This is a genomic window from Brevundimonas sp. AVps4, from assembly GCF_058681525.1.
The window spans coordinates 146366-166286 of record NZ_CM178741.1 but is presented as its reverse complement, the minus strand read 5'-3'; the positions used below and the strand labels follow the sequence as shown (position 1 = coordinate 166286).

Annotated in this window: 22 protein-coding genes; 14 read left to right on the top strand and 8 right to left on the bottom strand. The window is 68.6% G+C overall.

Translation table 11 applies throughout. The features are described from left to right. Positions 1-4: 4 nt before the first annotated feature. Together ACW178_RS00815 and nepR are read right to left on the bottom strand one after the other, a co-directional pair. On the bottom strand, positions 5-616 hold the full coding sequence (locus ACW178_RS00815) for a sigma-70 family RNA polymerase sigma factor (RefSeq protein ID WP_492024774.1): 612 nt from the start codon (positions 614-616) through the stop codon (positions 5-7). Then, complete coding sequence (gene nepR / locus ACW178_RS00810; protein ID WP_054764057.1) at positions 613-816, bottom strand: anti-sigma T factor NepR; 204 nt, start codon at positions 814-816, stop codon at positions 613-615. Before nepR ends, ACW178_RS00815 begins: the two co-directional genes overlap by 4 nt. 201 nt (positions 817-1017) lie before the next feature. Here nepR and phyR point away from each other — a divergent pair, with 201 nt between their 5' ends. Next, positions 1018-1824, top strand: coding sequence for an anti-anti sigma factor/receiver protein PhyR (phyR, locus tag ACW178_RS00805; RefSeq protein ID WP_152948987.1), 807 nt, complete (start codon positions 1018-1020; stop codon positions 1822-1824). A gap of 71 nt (positions 1825-1895) precedes the next feature. On the opposite strand, the gene ACW178_RS00800 is transcribed toward phyR, so the two are convergent. Then, on the bottom strand, positions 1896-2243 hold the full coding sequence (locus ACW178_RS00800) for a hypothetical protein (RefSeq protein ID WP_492024773.1): 348 nt from the start codon (positions 2241-2243) through the stop codon (positions 1896-1898). Positions 2244-2573: 330 nt separating this feature from the next. On the opposite strand from ACW178_RS00800, the gene ACW178_RS00795 reads away from it, so the two are divergent. Together ACW178_RS00795 and ACW178_RS00790 are read left to right on the top strand one after the other, a co-directional pair. Continuing rightward, positions 2574-3602: an NADP-dependent oxidoreductase gene (locus tag ACW178_RS00795; protein ID WP_492024772.1), complete on the top strand. Its 1029-nt coding sequence runs from the start codon at positions 2574-2576 to the stop codon at positions 3600-3602. Positions 3603-3611: 9 nt separating this feature from the next. Then, on the top strand, positions 3612-4019 hold the full coding sequence (locus tag ACW178_RS00790) for an acyl dehydratase (protein ID WP_492024771.1): 408 nt from the start codon (positions 3612-3614) through the stop codon (positions 4017-4019). 58 nt (positions 4020-4077) lie between these two features. On the opposite strand, the gene ACW178_RS00785 is transcribed toward ACW178_RS00790, so the two are convergent. Both ACW178_RS00785 and ACW178_RS00780 read right to left on the bottom strand, forming a co-directional pair. After that, positions 4078-4854 (bottom strand): SapC family protein, encoded by a 777-nt coding sequence (locus ACW178_RS00785; RefSeq protein WP_054764052.1) that lies wholly within the window; start codon positions 4852-4854, stop codon positions 4078-4080. 86 nt (positions 4855-4940) lie between these two features. Next, positions 4941-6983 (bottom strand): TonB-dependent receptor, encoded by a 2043-nt coding sequence (locus ACW178_RS00780; RefSeq protein ID WP_492024770.1) that lies wholly within the window; start codon positions 6981-6983, stop codon positions 4941-4943. Between the two features lie 102 nt (positions 6984-7085). On the opposite strand from ACW178_RS00780, the gene ACW178_RS00775 reads away from it, so the two are divergent. The 11 genes from ACW178_RS00775 to ACW178_RS00725 all read left to right on the top strand — a co-directional run bounded on the left by ACW178_RS00775 (position 7086) and on the right by ACW178_RS00725 (position 16866). Then, positions 7086-7577 carry a Fur family transcriptional regulator gene (locus ACW178_RS00775; protein ID WP_054764050.1) on the top strand — a complete coding sequence of 164 codons (492 nt, stop codon included), beginning with the start codon at positions 7086-7088 and terminating at the stop codon, positions 7575-7577. Positions 7578-7579: 2 nt separating this feature from the next. Beyond that, a complete protein-coding gene (locus ACW178_RS00770; protein WP_396335228.1) occupies positions 7580-8470 on the top strand; it encodes an alpha/beta fold hydrolase in 891 nt (296 codons plus the stop codon). A gap of 166 nt (positions 8471-8636) precedes the next feature. Beyond that, on the top strand, positions 8637-9221 hold the full coding sequence (locus tag ACW178_RS00765) for a nicotinate-nucleotide adenylyltransferase (RefSeq protein WP_231681453.1): 585 nt from the start codon (positions 8637-8639) through the stop codon (positions 9219-9221). Between the two features lie 133 nt (positions 9222-9354). Next, positions 9355-9780, top strand: coding sequence for a ribosome silencing factor (rsfS, locus tag ACW178_RS00760; RefSeq protein WP_082382550.1), 426 nt, complete (start codon positions 9355-9357; stop codon positions 9778-9780). Positions 9781-9783: 3 nt separating this feature from the next. Beyond that, a complete protein-coding gene (gene rlmH, locus ACW178_RS00755; protein ID WP_182714020.1) occupies positions 9784-10248 on the top strand; it encodes a 23S rRNA (pseudouridine(1915)-N(3))-methyltransferase RlmH in 465 nt (154 codons plus the stop codon). 1 nt (position 10249) lies between these two features. Next, the gene (locus ACW178_RS00750) at positions 10250-11338 is read left to right on the top strand and encodes a murein hydrolase activator EnvC family protein (RefSeq protein ID WP_191558102.1); all 1089 of its coding nucleotides are present in this window, start codon (positions 10250-10252) and stop codon (positions 11336-11338) included. A 157-nt stretch (positions 11339-11495) separates the two neighbouring features. Next, positions 11496-12866 carry a S41 family peptidase gene (locus ACW178_RS00745; RefSeq protein WP_191554608.1) on the top strand — a complete coding sequence of 457 codons (1371 nt, stop codon included), beginning with the start codon at positions 11496-11498 and terminating at the stop codon, positions 12864-12866. 362 nt (positions 12867-13228) lie between these two features. Further along, the gene (gene ffh, locus ACW178_RS00740) at positions 13229-14764 is read left to right on the top strand and encodes a signal recognition particle protein (protein WP_191554607.1); all 1536 of its coding nucleotides are present in this window, start codon (positions 13229-13231) and stop codon (positions 14762-14764) included. 24 nt (positions 14765-14788) lie between these two features. Continuing rightward, entirely contained in the window at positions 14789-15304 is a 516-nt protein-coding gene (rpsP, locus tag ACW178_RS00735) for a 30S ribosomal protein S16 (RefSeq protein ID WP_054764044.1), read from the top strand. 241 nt (positions 15305-15545) lie between these two features. Then, complete coding sequence (gene rimM, locus ACW178_RS00730; RefSeq protein ID WP_201463227.1) at positions 15546-16073, top strand: ribosome maturation factor RimM; 528 nt, start codon at positions 15546-15548, stop codon at positions 16071-16073. Between the two features lie 76 nt (positions 16074-16149). After that, positions 16150-16866 (top strand): glutathione S-transferase N-terminal domain-containing protein, encoded by a 717-nt coding sequence (locus tag ACW178_RS00725; RefSeq protein WP_492024769.1) that lies wholly within the window; start codon positions 16150-16152, stop codon positions 16864-16866. On the opposite strand, the gene ACW178_RS00720 is transcribed toward ACW178_RS00725, so the two are convergent. The 3 genes from ACW178_RS00720 to galU all read right to left on the bottom strand — a co-directional run bounded on the left by ACW178_RS00720 (position 16863) and on the right by galU (position 19863). After that, a complete protein-coding gene (locus tag ACW178_RS00720; protein WP_492024768.1) occupies positions 16863-18023 on the bottom strand; it encodes a benzoate/H(+) symporter BenE family transporter in 1161 nt (386 codons plus the stop codon). The genes ACW178_RS00725 and ACW178_RS00720 overlap by 4 nt on opposite strands. A gap of 62 nt (positions 18024-18085) precedes the next feature. Further along, on the bottom strand, positions 18086-18883 hold the full coding sequence (locus tag ACW178_RS00715) for an enoyl-ACP reductase FabI (protein ID WP_166622031.1): 798 nt from the start codon (positions 18881-18883) through the stop codon (positions 18086-18088). A gap of 101 nt (positions 18884-18984) precedes the next feature. After that, positions 18985-19863: a UTP--glucose-1-phosphate uridylyltransferase GalU gene (galU, locus tag ACW178_RS00710; protein ID WP_444572497.1), complete on the bottom strand. Its 879-nt coding sequence runs from the start codon at positions 19861-19863 to the stop codon at positions 18985-18987. Positions 19864-19921: the final 58 nt, after the last annotated feature.

The window sequence follows — 19921 nt, the reverse complement described above, 5'->3', positions numbered from 1 at the left end:
AGGCTCAGGACCGCGCGCCGGCCAGCCTGTCGGCCTCGCCGAGAATGGTGCGCATGGCGTCCCCGGCGGCCTTGCCGTCGCGGCTGTATCCGCCCTTTTCCAAGGTGGTCAGAAGCGCGCGGCGCGCCCGGCTGACGCGGCTCTTGACCGTGCCGACGGCGCAGCCGCAGATTTCGGCCGCCTCCTCATAGGCGAAGCCTCCGACGCCGACCAGGATCAGGGCCTCGCGCTGCTCGTCGGGCAGGGTCTTCAGCGCCTGACGCAGTTCGTCCAGGGCCACCGGGGCCTCGGGGTCGTCCACCGCCACCAGGGTCCGCTCGGCGGCCTCCTGGTCCAGCTGCGACTGACGCCAGGACCGGCGTTTCTCGGAATAGAACTGGTTGCGCAGGATCATGAAGGTCCAGGCCTTCATATTGGTGCCCATCTGGTAGCTGGCGCGCGCGTCCCAGGCCTTCATCATCGCATCCTGGGCCAGATCGTCAGCGGCCGTCGCATCGCCCGTCAAGGTGCGGGCGAAGGCGCGCAGATGCGGAATCAGCAGGACCAGTTCCCGCTTGAAGCCCTCATCATCCGCAGAGGCGGGTTTGGGCGCGGCGCCCAATCGGGACGTGCTCATGCGCCACCGTCCGACGCCTTGGCGTCGGCGCGCTTCAGAATATCCAGGAATTCGTCAGGCACGGGCTCGTTGACCACCTCGTCGAACATGTGCCGCAGCTTGACGCCGATGGCCTGTTGACGAAGGCGAGCTTCTTCGAGCCCCGCCTCCCCCGTGTTGCCGGCGCCCTTGCGCCGCGAGGAATCGGAAGAGTCAATCATAGACAGAACACCGCCCACCCAACTGCAGTGCAGAAATGCAGGTCCATTAACGGTCCCTCTGGCTCCGGGTTCCTCAGATGCGGTAATAAAAATCGACAGAGCGCAAGCGCTGCGGAACCGCATCGGGGCTTTGGCGTTTTCAGCCTCTGTATCGCTGTCGTCCATCCTCGGGCGCACAGCCTCTGTCGGGGACTATCCAGCATGAGCCTTCTGGCCAGACTTGCGCCGCATCTGCCCTATGTCCGTCGCTATGCGCGGGCCCTCACCGGCGATCAATCGACCGGCGACAACTATGTGCGGGTCGCGCTCGAAGCGCTGGCTGCGGGAGAGCAGCAGCTCTCGCCGGACATGACGCCGCGCGTCGCCCTCTATCACGTCTTCCACGCCATCTGGTCCTCGACGGGCGCCCAGTTGGAAAGCGGCTCTCAGATCGGCGCCTTGGGCGACGGCCGCGACGAGGCTTCGCGTCGCCTGATGCGGATCGCGCCGCGCTCGCGCCAGGCCTTTCTGCTGACGGCCTTGGAAGGCTTCACGCCTTCGGAAGCGGCCCAGATTCTTTCGGCCGATCCCCGCGACGTCGAGCGGCTGATCGCCGACGCCCAGTCGGACATCGACGCCGAACTGGCCACCGACGTCCTGGTGATCGAGGACGAGGCCATCATCTCCGCCGACATTCAGAGCCTGGTGAAGGAACTGGGCCACCGCGTCACCGGCGCTGCGACCACCCATGACGAGGCCGTCGAGGCGGTGGCTCGCCACAAGCCCGGCCTGGTTCTGGCCGACATCCAGCTGGCCGACGGCTCTTCCGGCATTGATGCGGTCAAGGACATCCTGAAGGACATCGACGTGCCGGTGATCTTCATCACCGCCTTCCCCGAACGCCTTCTGACCGGCGAACGGCCTGAGCCGACCTTCCTGATCACCAAGCCCTTCCAGCCCGAGACGGTGAAGGCGGCGATCAGCCAGGCCCTGTTCTTCCATCCGTCGCGCCACAAGGAAGCGGCTTAATCTCTGGCCCCCTGCGCCCGCCCAGGGCGCCGATGAAGCCCCGGCCGCCTCGGCGCCGGGGCTTTTTCCTATCAGCTGGACGGCTGGGTCGGGGCGTTGACGTTCGCCGCCTCTCCGGTCGGCACGGGCTGCGGCTCGCCGTTCGGGCCGGTCGGCGCGTCGGCGGCCCGCGGCGTCGCAGCATCGCCGCTGAAGGCGCGCGCATCGACCGCCTGGTCCCCGTCGTTGGCGTTGGTCTGGGACAGGCCGCCCTGGCTGAACATCCAAAGCAGACCCAGCAAAAGCGCCGCGCCGCCCAGGGAGGCGATAAGGATCAGCAGGATTCGGCTGCCGGATCGGCCCTGGCGAGCCGAGCGCGCATCTACGCCCTGACGATCGACCAGACGATCGTTGTTCGGTTGCGGTTCTTGGTGCGTCATGGTGTGCGTCCCGGCTGTTGCTTATGACCAGACACAACGCCGCCTGAGTAACGGCGTTCCTACCCGGGATCTTTCGCGCCAGGCACGAAAAAAAGCCGCCTGTTGTCGGGAACCGGGGTTCACCCACGCCGTTAGGAGACTGCGGAGGCGGCGACGCCCCCCCGACTTGAGATTGGCGACAGCCAATCTGCCGCCTCCGCACCTCATTCTCGATGATGCCACTTCAAAGGCGGTCCGCTTGGACCGCCTTTTTCTTTTCAACCCGGCCCTCGACCCGCGCCGCGCGCAGGGCCAAGATGATCCTCAAAGAAAACGCACGGAGAGAGACGCATGGTTTCCAACGCCAAGATCAATCGTCAGTGGGTGCTGCGTCAGCGGCCCAAGGGCCTGGTTCAGCCCGGCGACCTGGAGCTGGTCGAGACGCCCGTGCCGGAGGTGAAGGAATCCGAGGTGCTGGTCCGCACCGTCTATCTGTCGCTGGACCCCACCAACAGGACCTGGATGAACGATTCCGAAGGCTATCTGCCGCCTGTGGGGCTGGGAGAGGTCATGCGCGGCCTGACCCTGGGGGTGGTGGAGCACAGCCGGTCGGACCGGTTCAAGGTCGGCGACGTCGTCATGCCCGCCGCCGGTGGGTGGGCGGACTACGCCGTCGTGCCCGAAGCCGGGCTTCGGCCCGTGCACCGGGCGCCCGGCCTGCCGCTGACGGCCAATATGTCGGTCCTGGGCATGACCGGGCTGACGGCCTATTTCGGCGTCACCGACGTGCTGAAAGCCAAGGCCGGCGAGACGATGGTGATCTCTGCGGCGGCGGGGGCGGTGGGTTCGATCGCCGGCCAGATCGCCAAACAGCGCGGCTGTCGCGTCATCGGCGTCGCCGGCGGCCCTGAGAAATGCGCCTGGCTGACCGACGAACTCGGGTTCGACGCGGCGATCGACTACAAGAACGAGGACGTCGGCGAAGCGCTGGACCGGCTGGCGCCCGACGGAATCGATCTCAACTTCGAAAACGTCGGCGGCGACATCATGATCGCCGTCTTCAACCGGCTCAAGGTCCACGGCCGGATGGCGGTGTGCGGCCTCGTCTCATCCTACAACGCCACCAAGGCGCCGCCGTCGCCCAACTTCGCCCGGATCATCACCCATCGGCTCCATGTCCAGGGCTTCCTGGTTCTGGACTATGCGCCTCGCGCCGGCGAAATGGTCGCGGAGATGGGTCCGTGGCTGGCCGAGAGCAAGGTGAAGTGGAAGGTCCACGTCGATGACGGCCTCGAAGGCGCGGTGGACTCGTTGAACCGCTTGTTCACCGGCGACCACGACGGCAAGCTGCTGGTCCGTGTTTCCGAAGAACCAGGCTGAAGGATTTCCATGAGCGACCCCCTGCTCGTCCATTTCGAGGATCTGGAGACGGGGCAGGTCGTGCCCCTGGGGGCCTGTGCGGTCGATCCGGGGGCGCTCGACCTCTTCGTCGAGCGGTTCGCGCCCGGCTGGGACGCCGCCTATGGGGCGCCCGATGCGATGATCTACGCCCTGTGGAGCCGGTTGGCGGCCGAGAAGTCGGGCGCCTGGGCCCAGACCAAGGTCCTGGCGGTCGACGGGCTGCGTTATCTGCGCAATCCGCCGCCGGGCGAGCTGCTGCGGGGCCGGATGACCGTCATGGGCAAGGATCCGGTCGGGGACGGCAAGGGCATCGTCATCGCCCAACACGATCTGCTGGACGATGCCGGGCGGCTGGTCTTCTCCTGCCTGACCCGCGCCCTGTTCTCCCGACGCTGAAATTGAAAACGCCCGCCGGTGCGACCGGCGGGCGTTCTCTTTGACGTCAGGCCGAGGCTCAGTTGACGCTGGCCGGCGCCTGGCGGAGGAAGGCCAGGGCGATCAGGCGGTCCCAGCCCAGCAGCGACACCAGATGGGCGTAGATCTGGCCCAGGGCGCCGTTGTCGCGCAGCTCGGCCAGCTTCTCGGCCGGCAGAGCCCTCAGCTTGTCTTCCGACACGGCGTAATATTCGGCCAGCTTCTGGGGCGCGCCGGGCGTGCCGTCGGGGTTGCGCGGGGTGAAGACGGCTTCACGCACGTCCAGCAGGTCCAGGTCCTGGATCAGCTTGACGAAGGCTTCGGTGCGCTGACGCTCCTGTTCGAAGTTGTTGCAGAACTCCATCGCCATATTGGTGTAGTCGCTGGGCTTGCCCTCGACGAACAGCGGGTTCTGGCCGCCCTCGGCCACGATCGAGGCGCCGCGGTCGATGCACAGGATCAGGCGCTGATTCTGCTTGTCGTCGGCGAAGACGAACGGATAGCGGCGCACATAGGCGGGGATGTAGGCGTCGGGGCGGAAGTCGCCGTCGTCCGCCACGAACAGGTTCTCGCCCTGGCGCAGCCCCATGACCACGACCGGCTGGCGGTTCTCACCGGTGAAGATCACCGGATAGGACAGGGCGGCGGCGGCGAACTCGGTCACCGTCAGCGGCACGATGTTGGTCTGGCCGACGAAGGCGTAGGGCTTGTCGGCGGCGTTGACGCCCAGCGCGCCGTGCAGGGTCGGGTCCAGCGGTTCCGGCTTCGTATAGAAGAGGACGTTGCCTTCGAGCGGCGAGTTGTTCGTATCGGTCATGAGGAGCCAGGCGCTCTTGGAGTGGAATGAGGCGGGCCTTCTAGCCCAAGCCCGCCTCAGCGGCAAACCGCCCGATCAGGAACCGGTCAGAAGGCGTAGCTGACGCCGATCCGCAGGTTGCGCCCGGGCATGGGCGCGATGTCCTTCAGGAAGGAGGTATGCTCGCGCGCCTCCTCGTCCGTCAGATTGTGCGCCTCGGCGAAGACGGTGACGTCCTTGTCGGCGAACGGCCGAACCGCGCCGCGCAGATTGACCAGCGTATAGGCGTCGGTCGGCAGTTCGCCTTCCGCCAGCCGGTCCTGTTCGCCGACGTGGCGCACTTCGCCGGTCAGGTCCCAAAGCGTCGAGGTCCAGGCCAGGCGGGCGGTCGCCGACCAGGGCGGAATGCGCGCGGCCGGGCCCAGGTCGGTGTCGGCGCGGACATAGTCGGCCGCCCCCTCCAGCGACAGTTTGCGATCCCCGTCCTGCCACAGGGCGTAGGCGGCCTCGGCCTCGAAGCCGTAGAAGTCCGCGTCGGTCTGGACGAAGCGATAGACGGGGAAGGTCTCGCCCTCGTCGGTGGTGAAGTCTGCGCCGGTGCGGCGTTCGTCGATGAAGCCGTCGTACCAGGCCTTGTAGAGGTGCATATCCCCGGAGAACCGGTCACGGTCGAAGTGGACCGTGCCCTCCAGCGTGGTCACCTTCTCGGTGTCCAGGCCCAGGTCGCCGGTCTCATAGGCGGCGGTGGCGACGTGGACGCCGTCGGCGAACAGTTCGACCTCGCTGGGCGCGCGTTCCGTCCGCGACAGGCTCAGCCCCAGGAACAGGCCGGCCTGGGGACGCAGGAAGGCGGCGCCGCTGGCGGACCAGTTGTCGAACTGACGCTCCACCTCGGCCGTCTCGCCCAGCGGAACGGCGCTCAGGGTGCGGCGGTCATAGCGCAGCCCGCCCTCGAAGCCGTAGCGGTCGCGGTCATAGCGCTGGACCGTGTACAGGCCCTGTTCCTCGATCTTGACGGTCGGGACGAAGGCCTCCTCGCCGATCGCCTCGAAATTGCGCTCCAGGGCCTGGACGCCGACGGCGCCGTTCCAGCCGTTCCGCTCGCGCTGGACCAGTTCGCCGCGGGTCTCCCAGCCGTCGGAGTTGAAGACGGTGCCCGGCTCGCCCGGTCCTTCGAACTCGGTGTGGGTGTAGTCGGCGTGGCCGTAGGAGGCGCGGACCTTGGCGAAGGGGCCGGCGTCGAACCGGTATTCGCCGCGGCCGTCCCAGCGCTCCTGCTCCAGATTGATGAAGACCTCCGGCTCGGCGACCGTGCCGTACTCGCTTTCGGTCTTCTTGTAGGACAGGCCGACGAAGCCCTTGTCGGCGATATAGGAGCCGCCGACGCCCCAGGCGTTCAGCTCGGACCAGGAGTTCGGCTGTTTGTCGCCCGCGCCGCGCGGCTCGCCGTCGCTGTCGGCCAGAACCTGGGACCGGGCGGGGGAGGGGATGTCATAATCGTCCGTCTTGCGGGTCACGCCGCTCAGGTTGAAGGCGAACCGGCCGGCGCCGACGGTGACATGGCCCGAGGCGCCGCGGCCGTCGTCCACGCTGGAATATTGGGTCGAGACCCGACCCTCGACCCCGCCTTCAGGCAGGGCTTCAGGGATGCGGTCGTCGATGATGTTGACCACCCCGCCGATGGCCGAGCCGCCATAGACCAGGGTGGCCGGGCCGCGCACGACCTCGATCCGATGGGCTTCGCCGGGATCGGTGGCCACGGCGTGGTCCGGCGAAACGGAGCTGGCGTCGATCTGGCCCAGGCCGTTGGTCAGCACCTGGACGCGCGGGCCGGACAGGCCCCGGATCACCGGGCGGCTGGCGCCGGGGGCGAAGTCGGTCGAGCGCACGCCCGGCAGGCCGTTGACCAGATCGCCCAGAGACGTCGCCGGGGCGATGGCCAGGGCCTGGTCGTCCAGCACGTCGGTGGCGATGGTGGTGGCGCGCTGGGTGACGCCATAGGGGGTGGCGGTGACGATGACGTCATCGACCTGGGCCGGACGGCCGGGGCCGGTCTGAGCCAGGGTCTGGGCGAGGGCGGCGCCGCCCAGGGCGCTCCAGGCGACGGCGGAAAGCAGAAGCGAGCGGGTGACGGTCTGACGCATGGACATCACTGGGGTTCAGGAGAGGAAGCGTTTCTGTTATGAGATAACATCACGGACTGCAAGCCGTGTTCTGTTGCGGCCGGGCTTATCAAGGATTAGCTGTGGCTCATGAACGCCGTCTGCGACCATGATCATCTTCATTCCGGCCTTGACGGCGCACGCCTGGACCGCGCCCTGTCCGAGGCGGAGGCGCGGGTGGTCTCGGCCGGCGAGCGCATGACCCCGCCGCGCCGCCGGGTGCTGTCGCTGCTGCTCGAGAGCGGCGAGCCGGTGAAGGCCTATGATCTGATCGCCCGGTTCGGCGAGGACGGACAGGCCGCCAAGCCGCCCACCGTCTATCGGGCGCTCGAATTCCTGGAACGCCACGGCATGGCCCATCGGATCGCCTCGATCAGCGCCTATGTCGCCTGCGCTGGCCAGGAGGTCGGGGGCAGCCATGCGGCCGCCTTTCTGATCTGCGACTGCTGCGGGGTGACGCGCGAGATCGACGGGCCGGGCCAGGACGTCATCGCCGCCGCCGGCGCCGCCGCCGGCTATGCGATCGCCCGCACCACGATCGAGGCGCACGGCCTGTGCGCCGCCTGCCGGGATGCGGCCTGATCATGGATGCGGCCCTGATGTCGCCGCCGCGCCGGCTCAGCGTCCCGATCGACAATCGATGGGGCGGGGGGCGGATGTCGGTCCTGGACTTCGGGGATCCTAAGCGTCCGGTCGATCTGATCTTCTCCCACGCCAACGGTTTCAACGCCGGCGCCTATCGCAGCCTGTTGTCGCCCCTGTCGACGTCGCTGCGGATCTGGGCTCCGAACCTTCGTGGCCATGGGGCCTCTGACCTGCCGGTGTTCGCCCGGCCCAAGACCAGCTGGCGGGATCACCGCGACGATCTTCTGGCCCTGATGGAGACGATCGAAGGTCCGCCGCCGGTCCTGGCGGGCCATTCCATGGGCGGGACCGCCTCCCTGCTGGCGGCGGCGGAGCGGCCGGACCGGGTCGCCAGCCTGGTTCTGCTGGACGCAGTGATCTGGCGGCGGTCCGCCATGCTGGTGTTCAACCTGCCCTTCGCCCACCGGTTTCTGTCCCGCATTCCGATCGCACGCGCCACGCTTCGCCGCCGCGCCCTGTTCGCCAGCCGCGAGGAGGCCATGGCCGCCTACCGCGGTCGGGGGGCGTTCAAGGGCTGGCCCGACATGGTGCTGGCCGACTATCTGGCCGAAGGCTTGGTGGAAGGCCCCGACGGCTTCACCCTGGCCGCCACCCCGGCCTGGGAGGCGGCCAACTACGCCGCCCAGGCGCACGATCCCTGGCGGGCGCTTCGCCTCTATCGCGGTCCAATCCGCATTCTAAAGGCGGAACACGGCGCCTTGACCCACGTGCCCTCGTCGCCGCGCGGCCTGCCGCACGTCTCGGTCGAGGTGGTGCGCGGCGGCGGTCACATGTTCCCCATGACCCACGCCGACGTGACGCGCGAGGCCCTGTTCGAAGCCGCCGTCTGAGGTCGGACGAATAATCGGGGGACAGGGCGGTCGCCCCCATGATAAGGCCGCCTTGAGCATAACCCCCGAGACGCCTCGCTTGCCCTTCTTTCACGCCGGTCCCGCGCCCCAAGGCGCCGGCCCCCGACCGGGGGCCCTTCGCGACGGGCTGATCCTGACGCCGGGGATGAAGGTCGGCCTGTTCGGCGGATCGTTCAATCCGGCCCATGAAGGCCACGCCCATGTGGCCGAGACGGCCATGCGGCGGCTGGGCCTGGATCGGGTGGTCTGGCTGGTCTCGCCCCAGAACCCGTTGAAGGACGCCCGCGACAGCGCCCCCCTGGCCGAACGGATGGCCTCGGCCCAGGCCCAGGCCAGGGTTGGCGGCCCGTCCATGATCGTCTCGGATTTCGAAAGCCGGGCCGGGGTGGTCTGGACGGTCGAGACCCTGCGCCTGCTGGTCGCCCGCCATCCGGGCGTCCATTTCGTCTGGGTCATGGGATCGGACAATCTGGCCGGCTTCCATCGCTGGCGGGGCTGGACCGACATCATGCGGCTGATGCCCGTGGCGGTGATCGCCCGGCCGGGATCGCAGCTGGACAGCCGCACGGCGCCGGCGGCCGCCCGCTTCGCCGCCTTCCGCATTCCGGCCGAACAGGCGGGCCTTCTGCCGACCCTGGCGGCCCCGGCCTGGACCTATCTGACGGCGCCCCTGAATCCCCTGTCCTCGACCGCCATCCGGGCCTCGAAGAGGCCGGACGCGGGCTCGTGATCCCGGCGCCGGTTCACGTTCGCCCCCATCCGTGCTAAGGGGCTGCTTTAGTCAATGCTCCTGGAGCCCTCCGCTGACCCCCTCGCCCGCGTATGACGCGCAAGACGCCGCCGTTTCGAACACGGCGCACGAGATGGACCCTATCGAACCTCTCCATTCCGAAGATGGATCTGAAACGACCGCCGCATTCGGGGATTCCGTCCCCCGCCCGGTCGGATCGACTCCGCTTGAAGAAGCCCTGCTGAGCCGCCTCGACGAGGACAAGGCTCAGGACATGGTCCTGATCGACCTGAAGGGCAAAAGCGCCATGGCCGACACCATGATCGTCGCCTCCGGCCGCTCGCACCGCCACGTCGGCGCCATCGCCGACCACTTGCTGCGCACCCTGAAGGACCAGGGCCTGGGCAAGGCCAAGGTCGAGGGCCTGCCGCACTGCGACTGGGTCCTCATCGACGCGGGCGATGTGATCGTCCACCTGTTCCGCCCGGAAGTGCGGACCTTCTACAATATCGAGAAGATCTGGGCCGTGGACTCGGCCCACCGCATGGTCCGCGACTAGAGGATGAAGCTGAGCATCGTCGCCATCGGCCGACCGGGCCGGGGGCCTGAGGCGACGCTCGCCGACGACTACGCCAAGCGCGCCACCCTGTCGGGACGCGCGCTGGGCCTCGGTCCCCTCGAACTGATCGACCTGGAGGCCAGGAAGCCGGGCAAGGCGCCGGAGGCCGAGCTGATCCTGGCCGCCGCCGAGGGGGCGCACCTGATCGCCTGCGACGAACGGGGCAAGACCTATTCGTCGCGCGCCTTCGCCGATCATGTCGCCAAGCTGCGCGATCAGGGCGAGCGGCGGCTGGTCTTCGCCATCGGCGGGGCGGACGGGCTGGACGAAAGCGTGCGCGCCGCCGCCGCCTCGACCCTGGCCTTCGGTCCCCAGACCTGGCCCCACGCCCTGGCCCGCGCCATGTTGGCCGAACAGCTCTATCGGGCCGTGACCATCCTGGCCGGATCGCCTTATCATCGCGACTGACATGGGCCGCGCCTCAGCACTCTCTCTCGCCCTGATGACGGGCCTGGTCCTCGCCGCCCCGGCGGCGGGGCGGCAGGCGTCTGAAAGCGAGCTGGCGCGGATCCAGGCCGACTATCGCGACGAGGCGGTGCGGGCGCGGCGCCTGCGCGCCGACGCCGAGGCCGCCAAGGCCGAACTGGCCCAGCTGGAGCGTCGGCTCGCCGCCCTGCGCGCCGACGAACGGACCGACGACCGCCAGATCGAGGACCAGAGGGCCCGGCTGAAACAGCTCAGCGAACGGGAGGCGGACCTGGTCACGGACCTGGCCCGCGAGCGCGGCGCCCAGGGGCGTCTGCTCAGCGCGCTTCAGATGATGAGCCGCCGCCCGCCGCCGCCGCTTCTGGTTCCCGCCGACAAGGCGATCGACACGGTGCGCGCCTCCATCCTGTTGAAGGCCATGACGCCCGAGCTGGAGCGCCGCGCCAAGGCCCTGGCCGACCGCCAGGCCGAGATCATGCGCATTCGTCGCCTGGCGGTCCTGTCCTCGGAACGGCTCTTGACCACCGAAAGCGCCCAGGGCGATCGCCGCGCCCAGATCGAGGGGCTGACCGCGCGCAAGACCGCCCTGACCGCCGTGCTGAACGCCGAGGCGCGCAGCGCCGAACGGGCGGCGCGGGCGCTGGAGGCTCGAATCCGCGACCTGGGCGGCGCCGTCCCCTCCGCCCAGGAGGCCGAGGCCGCCGAGGCCGAGACCGCGCGCCTGCCGGCCGGCCGCAACCGGCTCAGTCCGCCCGTGCGCGGCGCGCCGACCCAGACCTGGGGGGCGGGAACCTCGGGCTGGCGCTGGCGCGCCGACCGCGCCCCCGTCGCCGCCCCGGCTGACGCCAAGGTGGCCTACGCCGGTCCCCTGACGGGCTGGGGCCAGGTGGTGATTCTTGATCTCGGCCCCGGCTGGCGGGCGGTGATCGCCGGGCTGGAGCAGTTGGACGTCCAGGCGGACGCCCGGGTCTCCGACGGCCAGACCCTGGGCCGCAGCGGGCCGGACGGCGACGTCTATTTCGAACTGCGCCGGGACGAGCGCCCGATCGACCCCGGTCCCTGGCTGCGATGAGCGGCCGGATGCGCCCTCGGGCGACGATTGGCCTTGCTTTCCCGCCGGACGCTGATTTTATCGGACCGACGCCGCTCAGCCACGATTTCGTCGTGTCTGTGCGGCCCTACCCTCCCAACGGGCGCCTTCCATGATCGGCCCGACCGAAAGAGACCGAATGCGTAAACTGCTCCTCGTCGGCTGCGCCGCCCTGGTTCTCGGCGGCTCGGCCGCCGTCGCCACCAGCCAGACGCCCCGCAACGAAACCTTCCGCATGTTGGAGCTGTTCGGCGACGTCGTCGGCATCGTCGAACAGGCCTATGTGGTCCCGGTCGACAACAAGAAGCTGATCGAGGCCGCCCTCGCGGGCATGATGACGGCGCTGGATCCCCACTCCAACTATCTGCCGCCGTCCAACTATGACGAACTGCGCGAGCGGACCGAGGGACAGTATTCGGGCGTCGGCCTAACCATCACCTCCGAAGGCGGCCTGGTGAAGGTCATTTCTCCGATGGACGAAAGCCCCGCCGCCCGGGCCGGGGTCCAGGCCGGGGACGTCATCAGCGCCATCGAGGGCCAGAACGCGGCGGGCCTGACCGTCAGCCAGGTGTCGGAGAAGCTGCGCGGGGCGGCCGGGACCAGCGTGCGCGTCACCTTCCTGCGCGACGGCGAAGAGCCGCGCGAGGTGACCCTGACCCGCGAGATCATCAAGGTCCAGTCGGTCACGGGCCGGGTCGAGGGCGATTTCGGCTATCTGCGCGTCTCGACCTTCAATGAGAACACCGGCCGCGAACTGTCCGAGGCCATCGCCAAGATCAAGGCTCAGAAGCCGGGCGTGAAAGGCTATGTCCTGGACCTGCGCAACAACGGCGGCGGCCTGCTGAATGCCGCCATCGACGTGTCCGACGCCTTCCTGGAGCGCGGCGAGATCGTCAGCCAGCGCGGCAGGAAGCCCGAGCAGATCCAGCGCTATTCCGCCAAGCCCGGCGACCTGACCGGCGGCCTGCCCCTGGTGGTCCTGGTCAACTACGGCTCGGCCTCCGCCTCCGAGATCGTCGCCGGCGCCCTGAAGGATCACGAGCGGGCGACTATCGTCGGCCTGACCAGCTTCGGCAAGGGATCGGTCCAGACGGTCATCCCGCTGCGCCAGGGCCGCGACGGCGCCCTGTCGATCACCACGGCCCGCTACTACACCCCGTCCGGCGCCTCGATCCAGAAGATCGGCATCGAGCCGGACTTGGAGGTCGCCCGGTCCGAGGCCGAGGCCCGGATCGTCTCGCGTTCCAGCTTCATCTATTCCGAGGCCGCCTATGCGACGGCCCTGGACTCCTCCATCGGCGCGGAACGCAAGGGGCCGCACACCCCGCGTGAAGCCCCGGGCGAGGCCTATGACAAGGACAAGGACTATCAGCTGCAACGCGCCCTGGACGTCCTGCGCGCCGGCGGCGACCTGTCCAAACTGTCGGCCCCGCCGGAGGGGATTGTGGTGACCGAGCCGGGTTCGGAACCGAAGGCTGACGAGCCCAAGCCGGAGACGCCGGAGGACTGACCCCCCGCGAAAGGGCGTCAGGATCACGACCGCTCACGCCTCTCCGTCATCCTCGGGCTTGACCCGAGGATCGGACGAGGGGCGAGACGTGCGCCTGAACGCCCCCGCAGAGCGGCGGCGCGCCTGATCCTCGGGTCAAGCCCGAGGATGACGGAGAAAGGAGAGGGGTGACTCGCATCGGTTGCCTTTCCCCCCGTTTTCCTTCATAAGCCGCCGCTTCCGACGCAAGTGAACCTCGCGTCTCCACCCACACGACCCCCGCTCCGTCGGGACGAGGTGGGCGAGAACCCTCCGCCGACGTGATCGTCGCCGGGGGTCGTTGTCGTATGGAGCCGTTTCACCTGCGCCATATGAGGTAGTGAATGTTCGAGGCTCTGAACGAGCGGCTGACAGGCGTATTCGACCGGATCACCGGCCGCGGCGCCCTGTCCGAAAAGGATGTCGCCGAGGCGATGCGCGAAGTGCGCGTGGCCCTGCTCGAGGCCGACGTCGCCCTGCCGGTCGTCAAGGAATTCATCGCCTTCGCCACCGAGCGCGCGACGGGCGAAGAGGTGATCCGTTCGGTCAAGCCCGCCGATCAGGTGGTCAAGATCGTCTATGACGGCCTGATCGAGATGCTGGGCGGCGAAGAGCCGGTCCCGCTGAACACCAACGCCAATCCGCCCGCCGTGGTGCTGATGGCCGGCCTCCAGGGGTCGGGCAAGACCACGACCTCGGCCAAGCTGGCGCTGCGCCTGACCAAGTTCGACCGCAAGAAGGTCATGATGGCCTCGCTGGACACGCGCCGTCCGGCCGCGATGGAACAGCTGGCCACGCTCGGCAAACAGATCGAGGTCGCGACCCTGCCCATCGTGGGGGGCGAGAGCGCCGTCCAGATCACCCGCCGGGCCCTGCAGTCGGCCAAGCTCCAGGGCTTCGACGTCCTGATCCTGGACACCGCCGGCCGCATCACCCTGGACGAAGGGTTGATGAACGAGGTGGCCGAGGTCGCCGACATCGCCAAGCCGGTCGAGACCCTGCTGGTCGCCGACAGCCTGACCGGCCAGGACGCCGTCCGCACCGCCAAGGCCTTCCATGAACGTCTGCCCCTGACCGGCCTGGTCCTGACCCGGGCCGACGGCGACGGCCGCGGCGGCGCCATGCTGTCGATGCGCGCCGTCACCGGCCTGCCGATCAAATATCTGGGCGCCGGCGAAAAGGTCGATGCGCTGGACGTCTTCGACGCCCGCCGCGTCGCCGGCCGCATCCTGGGGCAGGGCGACATCGTCGCCCTGGTCGAAAAGGCCGCCCAGGACCTGGACCAGGCCAAGGCCGAAAAGATGGCCAGGAAGCTGGCCAAGGGCCAGTTCGACCTGGACGATCTCGCCGGCCAGCTTCAGCAGATGAAGCGGATGGGTGGGCTTCAGGGCATCATGGGCATGCTGCCCGGCGTGGCCAAGATGAAGGCCCAGATGGCCGACAGCGGCGTCGACGACAAAATGATCCTGCGCCAGGAAGCCATCATCTCCTCGATGACCAAGGCCGAGCGCAAGAAGCCCGACCTCCTGAACGCCAGCCGCAAGAAGCGGATCGCCGCCGGCGCCGGGGTCGAGGTCCAGGACGTCAACCGCGTCCTGAAACAGCACCGCCAGATGGCCGACATGGTCAAACAGATGGCGCGCGGCGGTCCCAAGAAGATGCAGCAGATGGCCGCCATGCTGGGCGGCCTCGGCGGCGGCGGGGGCATCCCCGGCATGGGCGGCGGCCCCGATCTGAACCGACTGAAGGCCCTGGGCGGCGGCAAGATGGCCGAGCCCTCGGCCGACGAATTGAAAGCCATTCAGGACCGCCTGGCGGGTCTGGGCGGCGGACAACTGCCGGGGGGGCTTCCGGGCCTGCCTGGCCTTCCCAAGAAATAACGACTTCCTAGAAAGAGACTTGAAATGCTGAAGATTCGTCTGGCCCGCGGCGGCGCCAAGAAGCGCCCCTACTACCACATCGTCGTCGCCGATTCGCACGCCCCGCGCGACGGCAAGTTCATCGAGAAGGTCGGCTCCTACAACCCGATGCTGCCCAAGGACGGCGCCCAGCCGCGCGTCGCCCTGAAGGTCGAGCGGATCGCCGAATGGCTCGGCAAGGGCGCCCAGCCGACCGACCGCGTCGCCCGCTTCCTGTCGCAGGACGAAACCCTGGGCGCCAAGGTGAAGTGGTCGCAGGGCAACAACCCGAACAAGGGCGCCCCCGGCAAGAAGGCGCAGGAGCGCGCCGCCGAACGCGCCCAGCGCGAAGCCGACCGCCTGGAAGCCGAAGCCGCCGCCAAGGCCGAGGCCGCCGAAGCCGCCGCCCGCGCCAAGGAAGAGGCCGAAGCCGCCAAGAACGCTCCGGCTGCTGAAGAGGCTCCGGCCGCCGAAGCCGCCGCTGAAGAAGCCCCGGCTGCCGAAGAGACCACCGAGGCCTAAGGCCTTCGGTCTCGACACGATCAAGGCGGCGTCCTGCGACGCCGCCTTTTTCATGCGCTACTAGACCCTCTCCCGCTTGCGGGAGAGGTGGCCCGGCGATCGGCGCAGCCGATCCAGGGTCGGAGAGGGGAGTGTTCTTCCAAGGAAGAGGACTTCCCCCATCGTCAGGCGTGCCGCTTCGCGTCACGGCCTGACACTTCCCCCGCAAGCGGGGGAAGATCTAGGACGACGGACCCAGACCATGACCCAGGAAAGAAGGCTCATCCTCGTCGGCCAGATCGGCGGCGGTTTCGGGGTGCGGGGCGAGGTGCGGGTGACCGCCTTCACCGCCGATCCCCTGGCCCTGACCGCCTATGGTCCGCTGTTGCGCGCAGACGGCTCGGTGGCCCTGACCCTGACCTCGACCCGGCCGGACAAGAACGGCGTCGTCGGCCGGGCCAAGGAGGTCGCCACCAAGGAACAGGCCGACGCCCTGCGCGGCCTGAAACTCTACGTCCCCCGCGACCGCTTCCCCGAGCCGGAGGAGGACGAATTCTATCTCGCCGACCTGATCGGCCTGGAGGTCCGCGACATCGCCGGCGCCGCCATGGGCTCGGTCAAGTCGGTCCAGAATTTCGGCGCCGACGACATGCTGGAGATCGCCCCCGCGACCGGCGGTCCGACCTGGTACCTGCCCTTCACCAAGGAAGCGACGCCCGAGCTGCGGCTTTCCGAAGGCTGGCTGACCGCCGCGCCCCCGACCGAAGTCGGCGAGCGCGAGCCGGACTGAGGTATTCGCGCCCAAGGGTGTTGCGAATGGCGCGGCGGGCGCCGACATAGGCCTATCGCAAAGCCGAGGCCTCGCCATGACCGACCTGTCCGCCTTCCCGATCACCACCCGCTGGCCGGCCCAGCATCCTGATCGGCTGCAGCTCTATTCCCTGCCCACGCCCAACGGCGTGAAGGTCTCGATCATGCTGGAGGAGATCGGCCTGGCCTATGAGCCGCACCTGATCGACATCATGGCCAATGAGACCTGGGGGCCGGAATATCTGTCGCTGAACCCCAACGGCAAGATCCCGGCCATCCTCGATCCCGACGGCCCGAACGGTCAGCCCTTGGCCCTGTTCGAATCCGGCGCCATCCTGATCTATCTGGCGGAAAAGACAGGCAAACTGCTCTCGAGCGATCCCGCCACACGGTACGAGACGATCCAGTGGATCATGTTCCAGATGGGGGCGATCGGCCCCATGTTCGGCCAGCTGGGCTTCTTCCACAAGTTCGCGGGCAAGGACTATGAGGACAAGCGTCCGCGCGACCGTTACGTCGCCGAAAGCCGCCGCCTGCTGGGCGTGCCGGAGACGCGGCTTGCCAATGAGGGCGGAGAACCCCGCGACTGGATCATGGGCGACTATTCCATCGCCGATGTCGCCACCCTCGGCTGGGTCCGCAATCTGATCGGCTTCTATGAGGCGGGCGAGATCGTGGGCTTTGCGGACTTCCCCCGCGTCGCCGCCTGGCTGGAGCGCGGTCTGGCGCGTCCGGCGGTGCAGCGCGGTCTGAACATCCCGGCGCGGAACTAGGCGCGACGGAGCAGGCGCCCCGCGCCCAGGGCCGCAAATCCGACGACCAGCCCCCAGAAGGCCGATCCCACCCCGAACAGGGCCAGTCCCGAGGCCGTCGCCGCAAAGGTCAGGACGGCGGCCTCGCGCGAGGGCGCATCGGCCGTCAGGCTCTGCAAGGCGCCGGTCAGGGGGGCGATCAGGGCCAGTCCCGTCACGGCCGCCAGCACGGCCGGGGGCATGGCGATGAACAGGCCCGCCAGCGGCGCGGCGAACAGGGCCACGATGAGGTAGAAGCCCCCGTAGATCACCCCGACGATCCAGCGTCGGCCCGCATCCGGATGGGCGTCAGGGCCGGTGCAGATCGCCGCCGTGATGGCCGCCAGATTGACCCCATGCGCGCCGAACGGCGCCGCGATCAGGCTGGCGATCCCGGTCGACAGGATCAGCCGATTGGCCGGCGGCGGATAGCCCGCGCTCTGCAACACCACCAGTCCAGGCAGGTTCTGCGCCGCCAGGGTCACCAGAAACAGCGGAAGGCCCAGACTGACCGCCGCCTTCCAGTCAAAGGCGGGGGCGACGGGCTCCAGATGTCCGAACAGGCCGGTTCCAGCGGGCAGGCCCAACTGTCCCCGCATCGCCAGAACCGCAAAGGCCGCGCCCAGCACGGCGGGCAGGGCCCAGGTCGGCCAAAGCCGCCGGAAGACCAGAAAGACCGCGATCAGCCCCACCGTCAGCGCCGTCTCGTCGGGCAAGATCTTGAACAGTCGCAGCACGAAGGGCAGCAGAACCCCCGCCAGCATGGCCGAGGCGATCGCCGACGGGATCCGCCCCGCCAGCCGTCCCAGGGCCGGGATCAGGCCGGTCAGGATCATCAGGGCGGCGGAAATGACGAAGGCGCCGACCGCCGTCGCCCACGACAGCCCCAGCGTCGAAGCGGCCAGCAGGGCTGCGCCCGGCGTCGACCAGGCCAGGACGACGGGTATCTTCAGCCGCCAGCTCAAGAGGGCGCCGGGAACGCCGATGGCCAGGCACAGCGCCGTGACCATGGAGCCGATCTGCCCGGCGTCCGCGCCCAAGGCCTGTCCCGCCTGCACCACCAAGGCCACGGTCCCGCCGAAGCCGATCACTGTGGCGACGGCGGCCGATGAAAAGGCTGAGGCGGGCGGAGGGCGCATGGAAAAGGCCGGAGCAGTCATGCCCCGGCCTTAAACCTTCACCGCAGATGGCGGAAGCGGGTTCAGCCCTCGATGTCTTCCGGCAGGCCCACGGCGTGGAAGCCGGCGTCGACGTGGACGACCTCGCCCGTGGTCGAACGCCCCAGGTCCGAGCACAGCCACAGGGCCGCGCCGGCGACGCCCTCCATCGAGGTCTCTTCCTTGATCAGCGAGAACTGGGCGCTCTTGGAGTGCAGGCCGCGCCCGCCCGAGATCCCGGCGAGCGACAGGGTGCGCATGGCGCCGGCCGAAATGGCGTTCACCCGGATGTTCTTGGGCCCCAGGTCGCGGGCGATATAGCGGGTCGCCGCCTCCAGCGCAGCCTTGGCCACGCCCATGGTGTTGTAGTTCGGAATGACCCGCTCGGACCCCAGATAGGTCAGGGTGATCAGGCTGCCGCCGTTCGGCATCAGCTTGGCGGCGCGACGCGACACGTCCACGAAGCTGAAGGCCGAGATATTCAGGGCCAGCAGGAAGCTGTCGCGCGTGGTGTTGTCGACAAAGCTGCCCTTCAGTTCGTCCTTGTTGGCGAAGGCCACCGAGTGAACGACGAAGTCGATCGTGCCGAAGGTCTTCTCCAGCTCGGCGAAGGCGGCGTCCATCGAGGCGTCGTCGGTGACGTCGGCCGGAATCAGCAGCTTGGCGCCGACGCTCTCGGCCAGCGGGCGCACGCGGCGCTCCAGGCTCTCGCCCAGATAGGTGAAGGCCAGTTCCGCGCCCTGGGCCGCCAGTTGCGAGGCGATGCCCCAGGCGATCGAACTCGAATTGGCCACCCCCATGATCAGGCCCTTCTTGCCCTTCATGAGGTCGCCGGTCGGCATGTCCCAGCCTTCGGATGTGGCCATGGTTCGTCTCCTGATGATTTGCCGGGAGGGTTAGCAGGGGTCGGCGCGAACCGGAACCCCCGCCGCCTTCCCTGGCGTCACAGCAGGGCCGAAACCGCCGCGCGGGCGGCCTCGCCCAGGTCCTGCCGCTTCAGGGCCAGGGCGACGTTTGCGCGCAACAGGCCGATCTTGTCGCCGCAGTCGTGGGTCACGCCCGCATATTCGACGGCGGTGAAGCTCTGGGTCGCCATCAGCCGCGCCATGGCGTCGGTCAGCTGGATCTCGCCGCCCGCGCCCTTTTCCTGCGTCGCCAACAGGTCGAAGATTTCCGGCTGCAAGATGTAGCGGCCCGAGATCGACAGGTTCGACGGCGCCGTGCCCTTGGCGGGCTTTTCGACCATGCCCTTCATGACGATGCGCGACCCGTCGCGGCTGACCGGATCGACGATGCCGTATTTGTGGGTCTGGTCCTCCGGCACCGATTCCACGCCGATGATGTTGCCGCCGGTCTCGGCATAGACCTCGGCCAACTGCTTCAGGGCGCCGGGCTGCGAATCCACGATCACGTCGGGCAGGATGACGGCGAACGGCTCATGCCCGATGATGTCGCGGGCGCACCAGACCGCGTGGCCCAGCCCCTTGGGCTGCATCTGGCGGGTGAAGCTCATCTCGCCGGCCGAGGCCAGTTCGGCGTTCATCATTTCCAGGATGTCGGTCTTGCCCTTGGCCTGCAGTTGAGCCTCAAGCTCGATCTGGTGATCGAAATAGTCCTCGATCGCCCCCTTGGAGCGGCCGGTGACGAAGACGATGTGTTCGATCCCCGCCTCTCGGGCCTCTTCGACGATGTAGGAGAGGATCGGCCGATCGACGACGTTCAGCAGTTCCTTGGGGGTCGTCTTGGTGCCGGGCAGAACCCGGGTGCCGAGGCCCGCGACGGGCAGAACGGCCTTGCGCAGACGCGCGGGCGTGGTGGTCATCAATGAATCCTGACAGCTATCCCGCCCCTCTTAGCCGGTGCGGGCCGGCGAAAGAAGG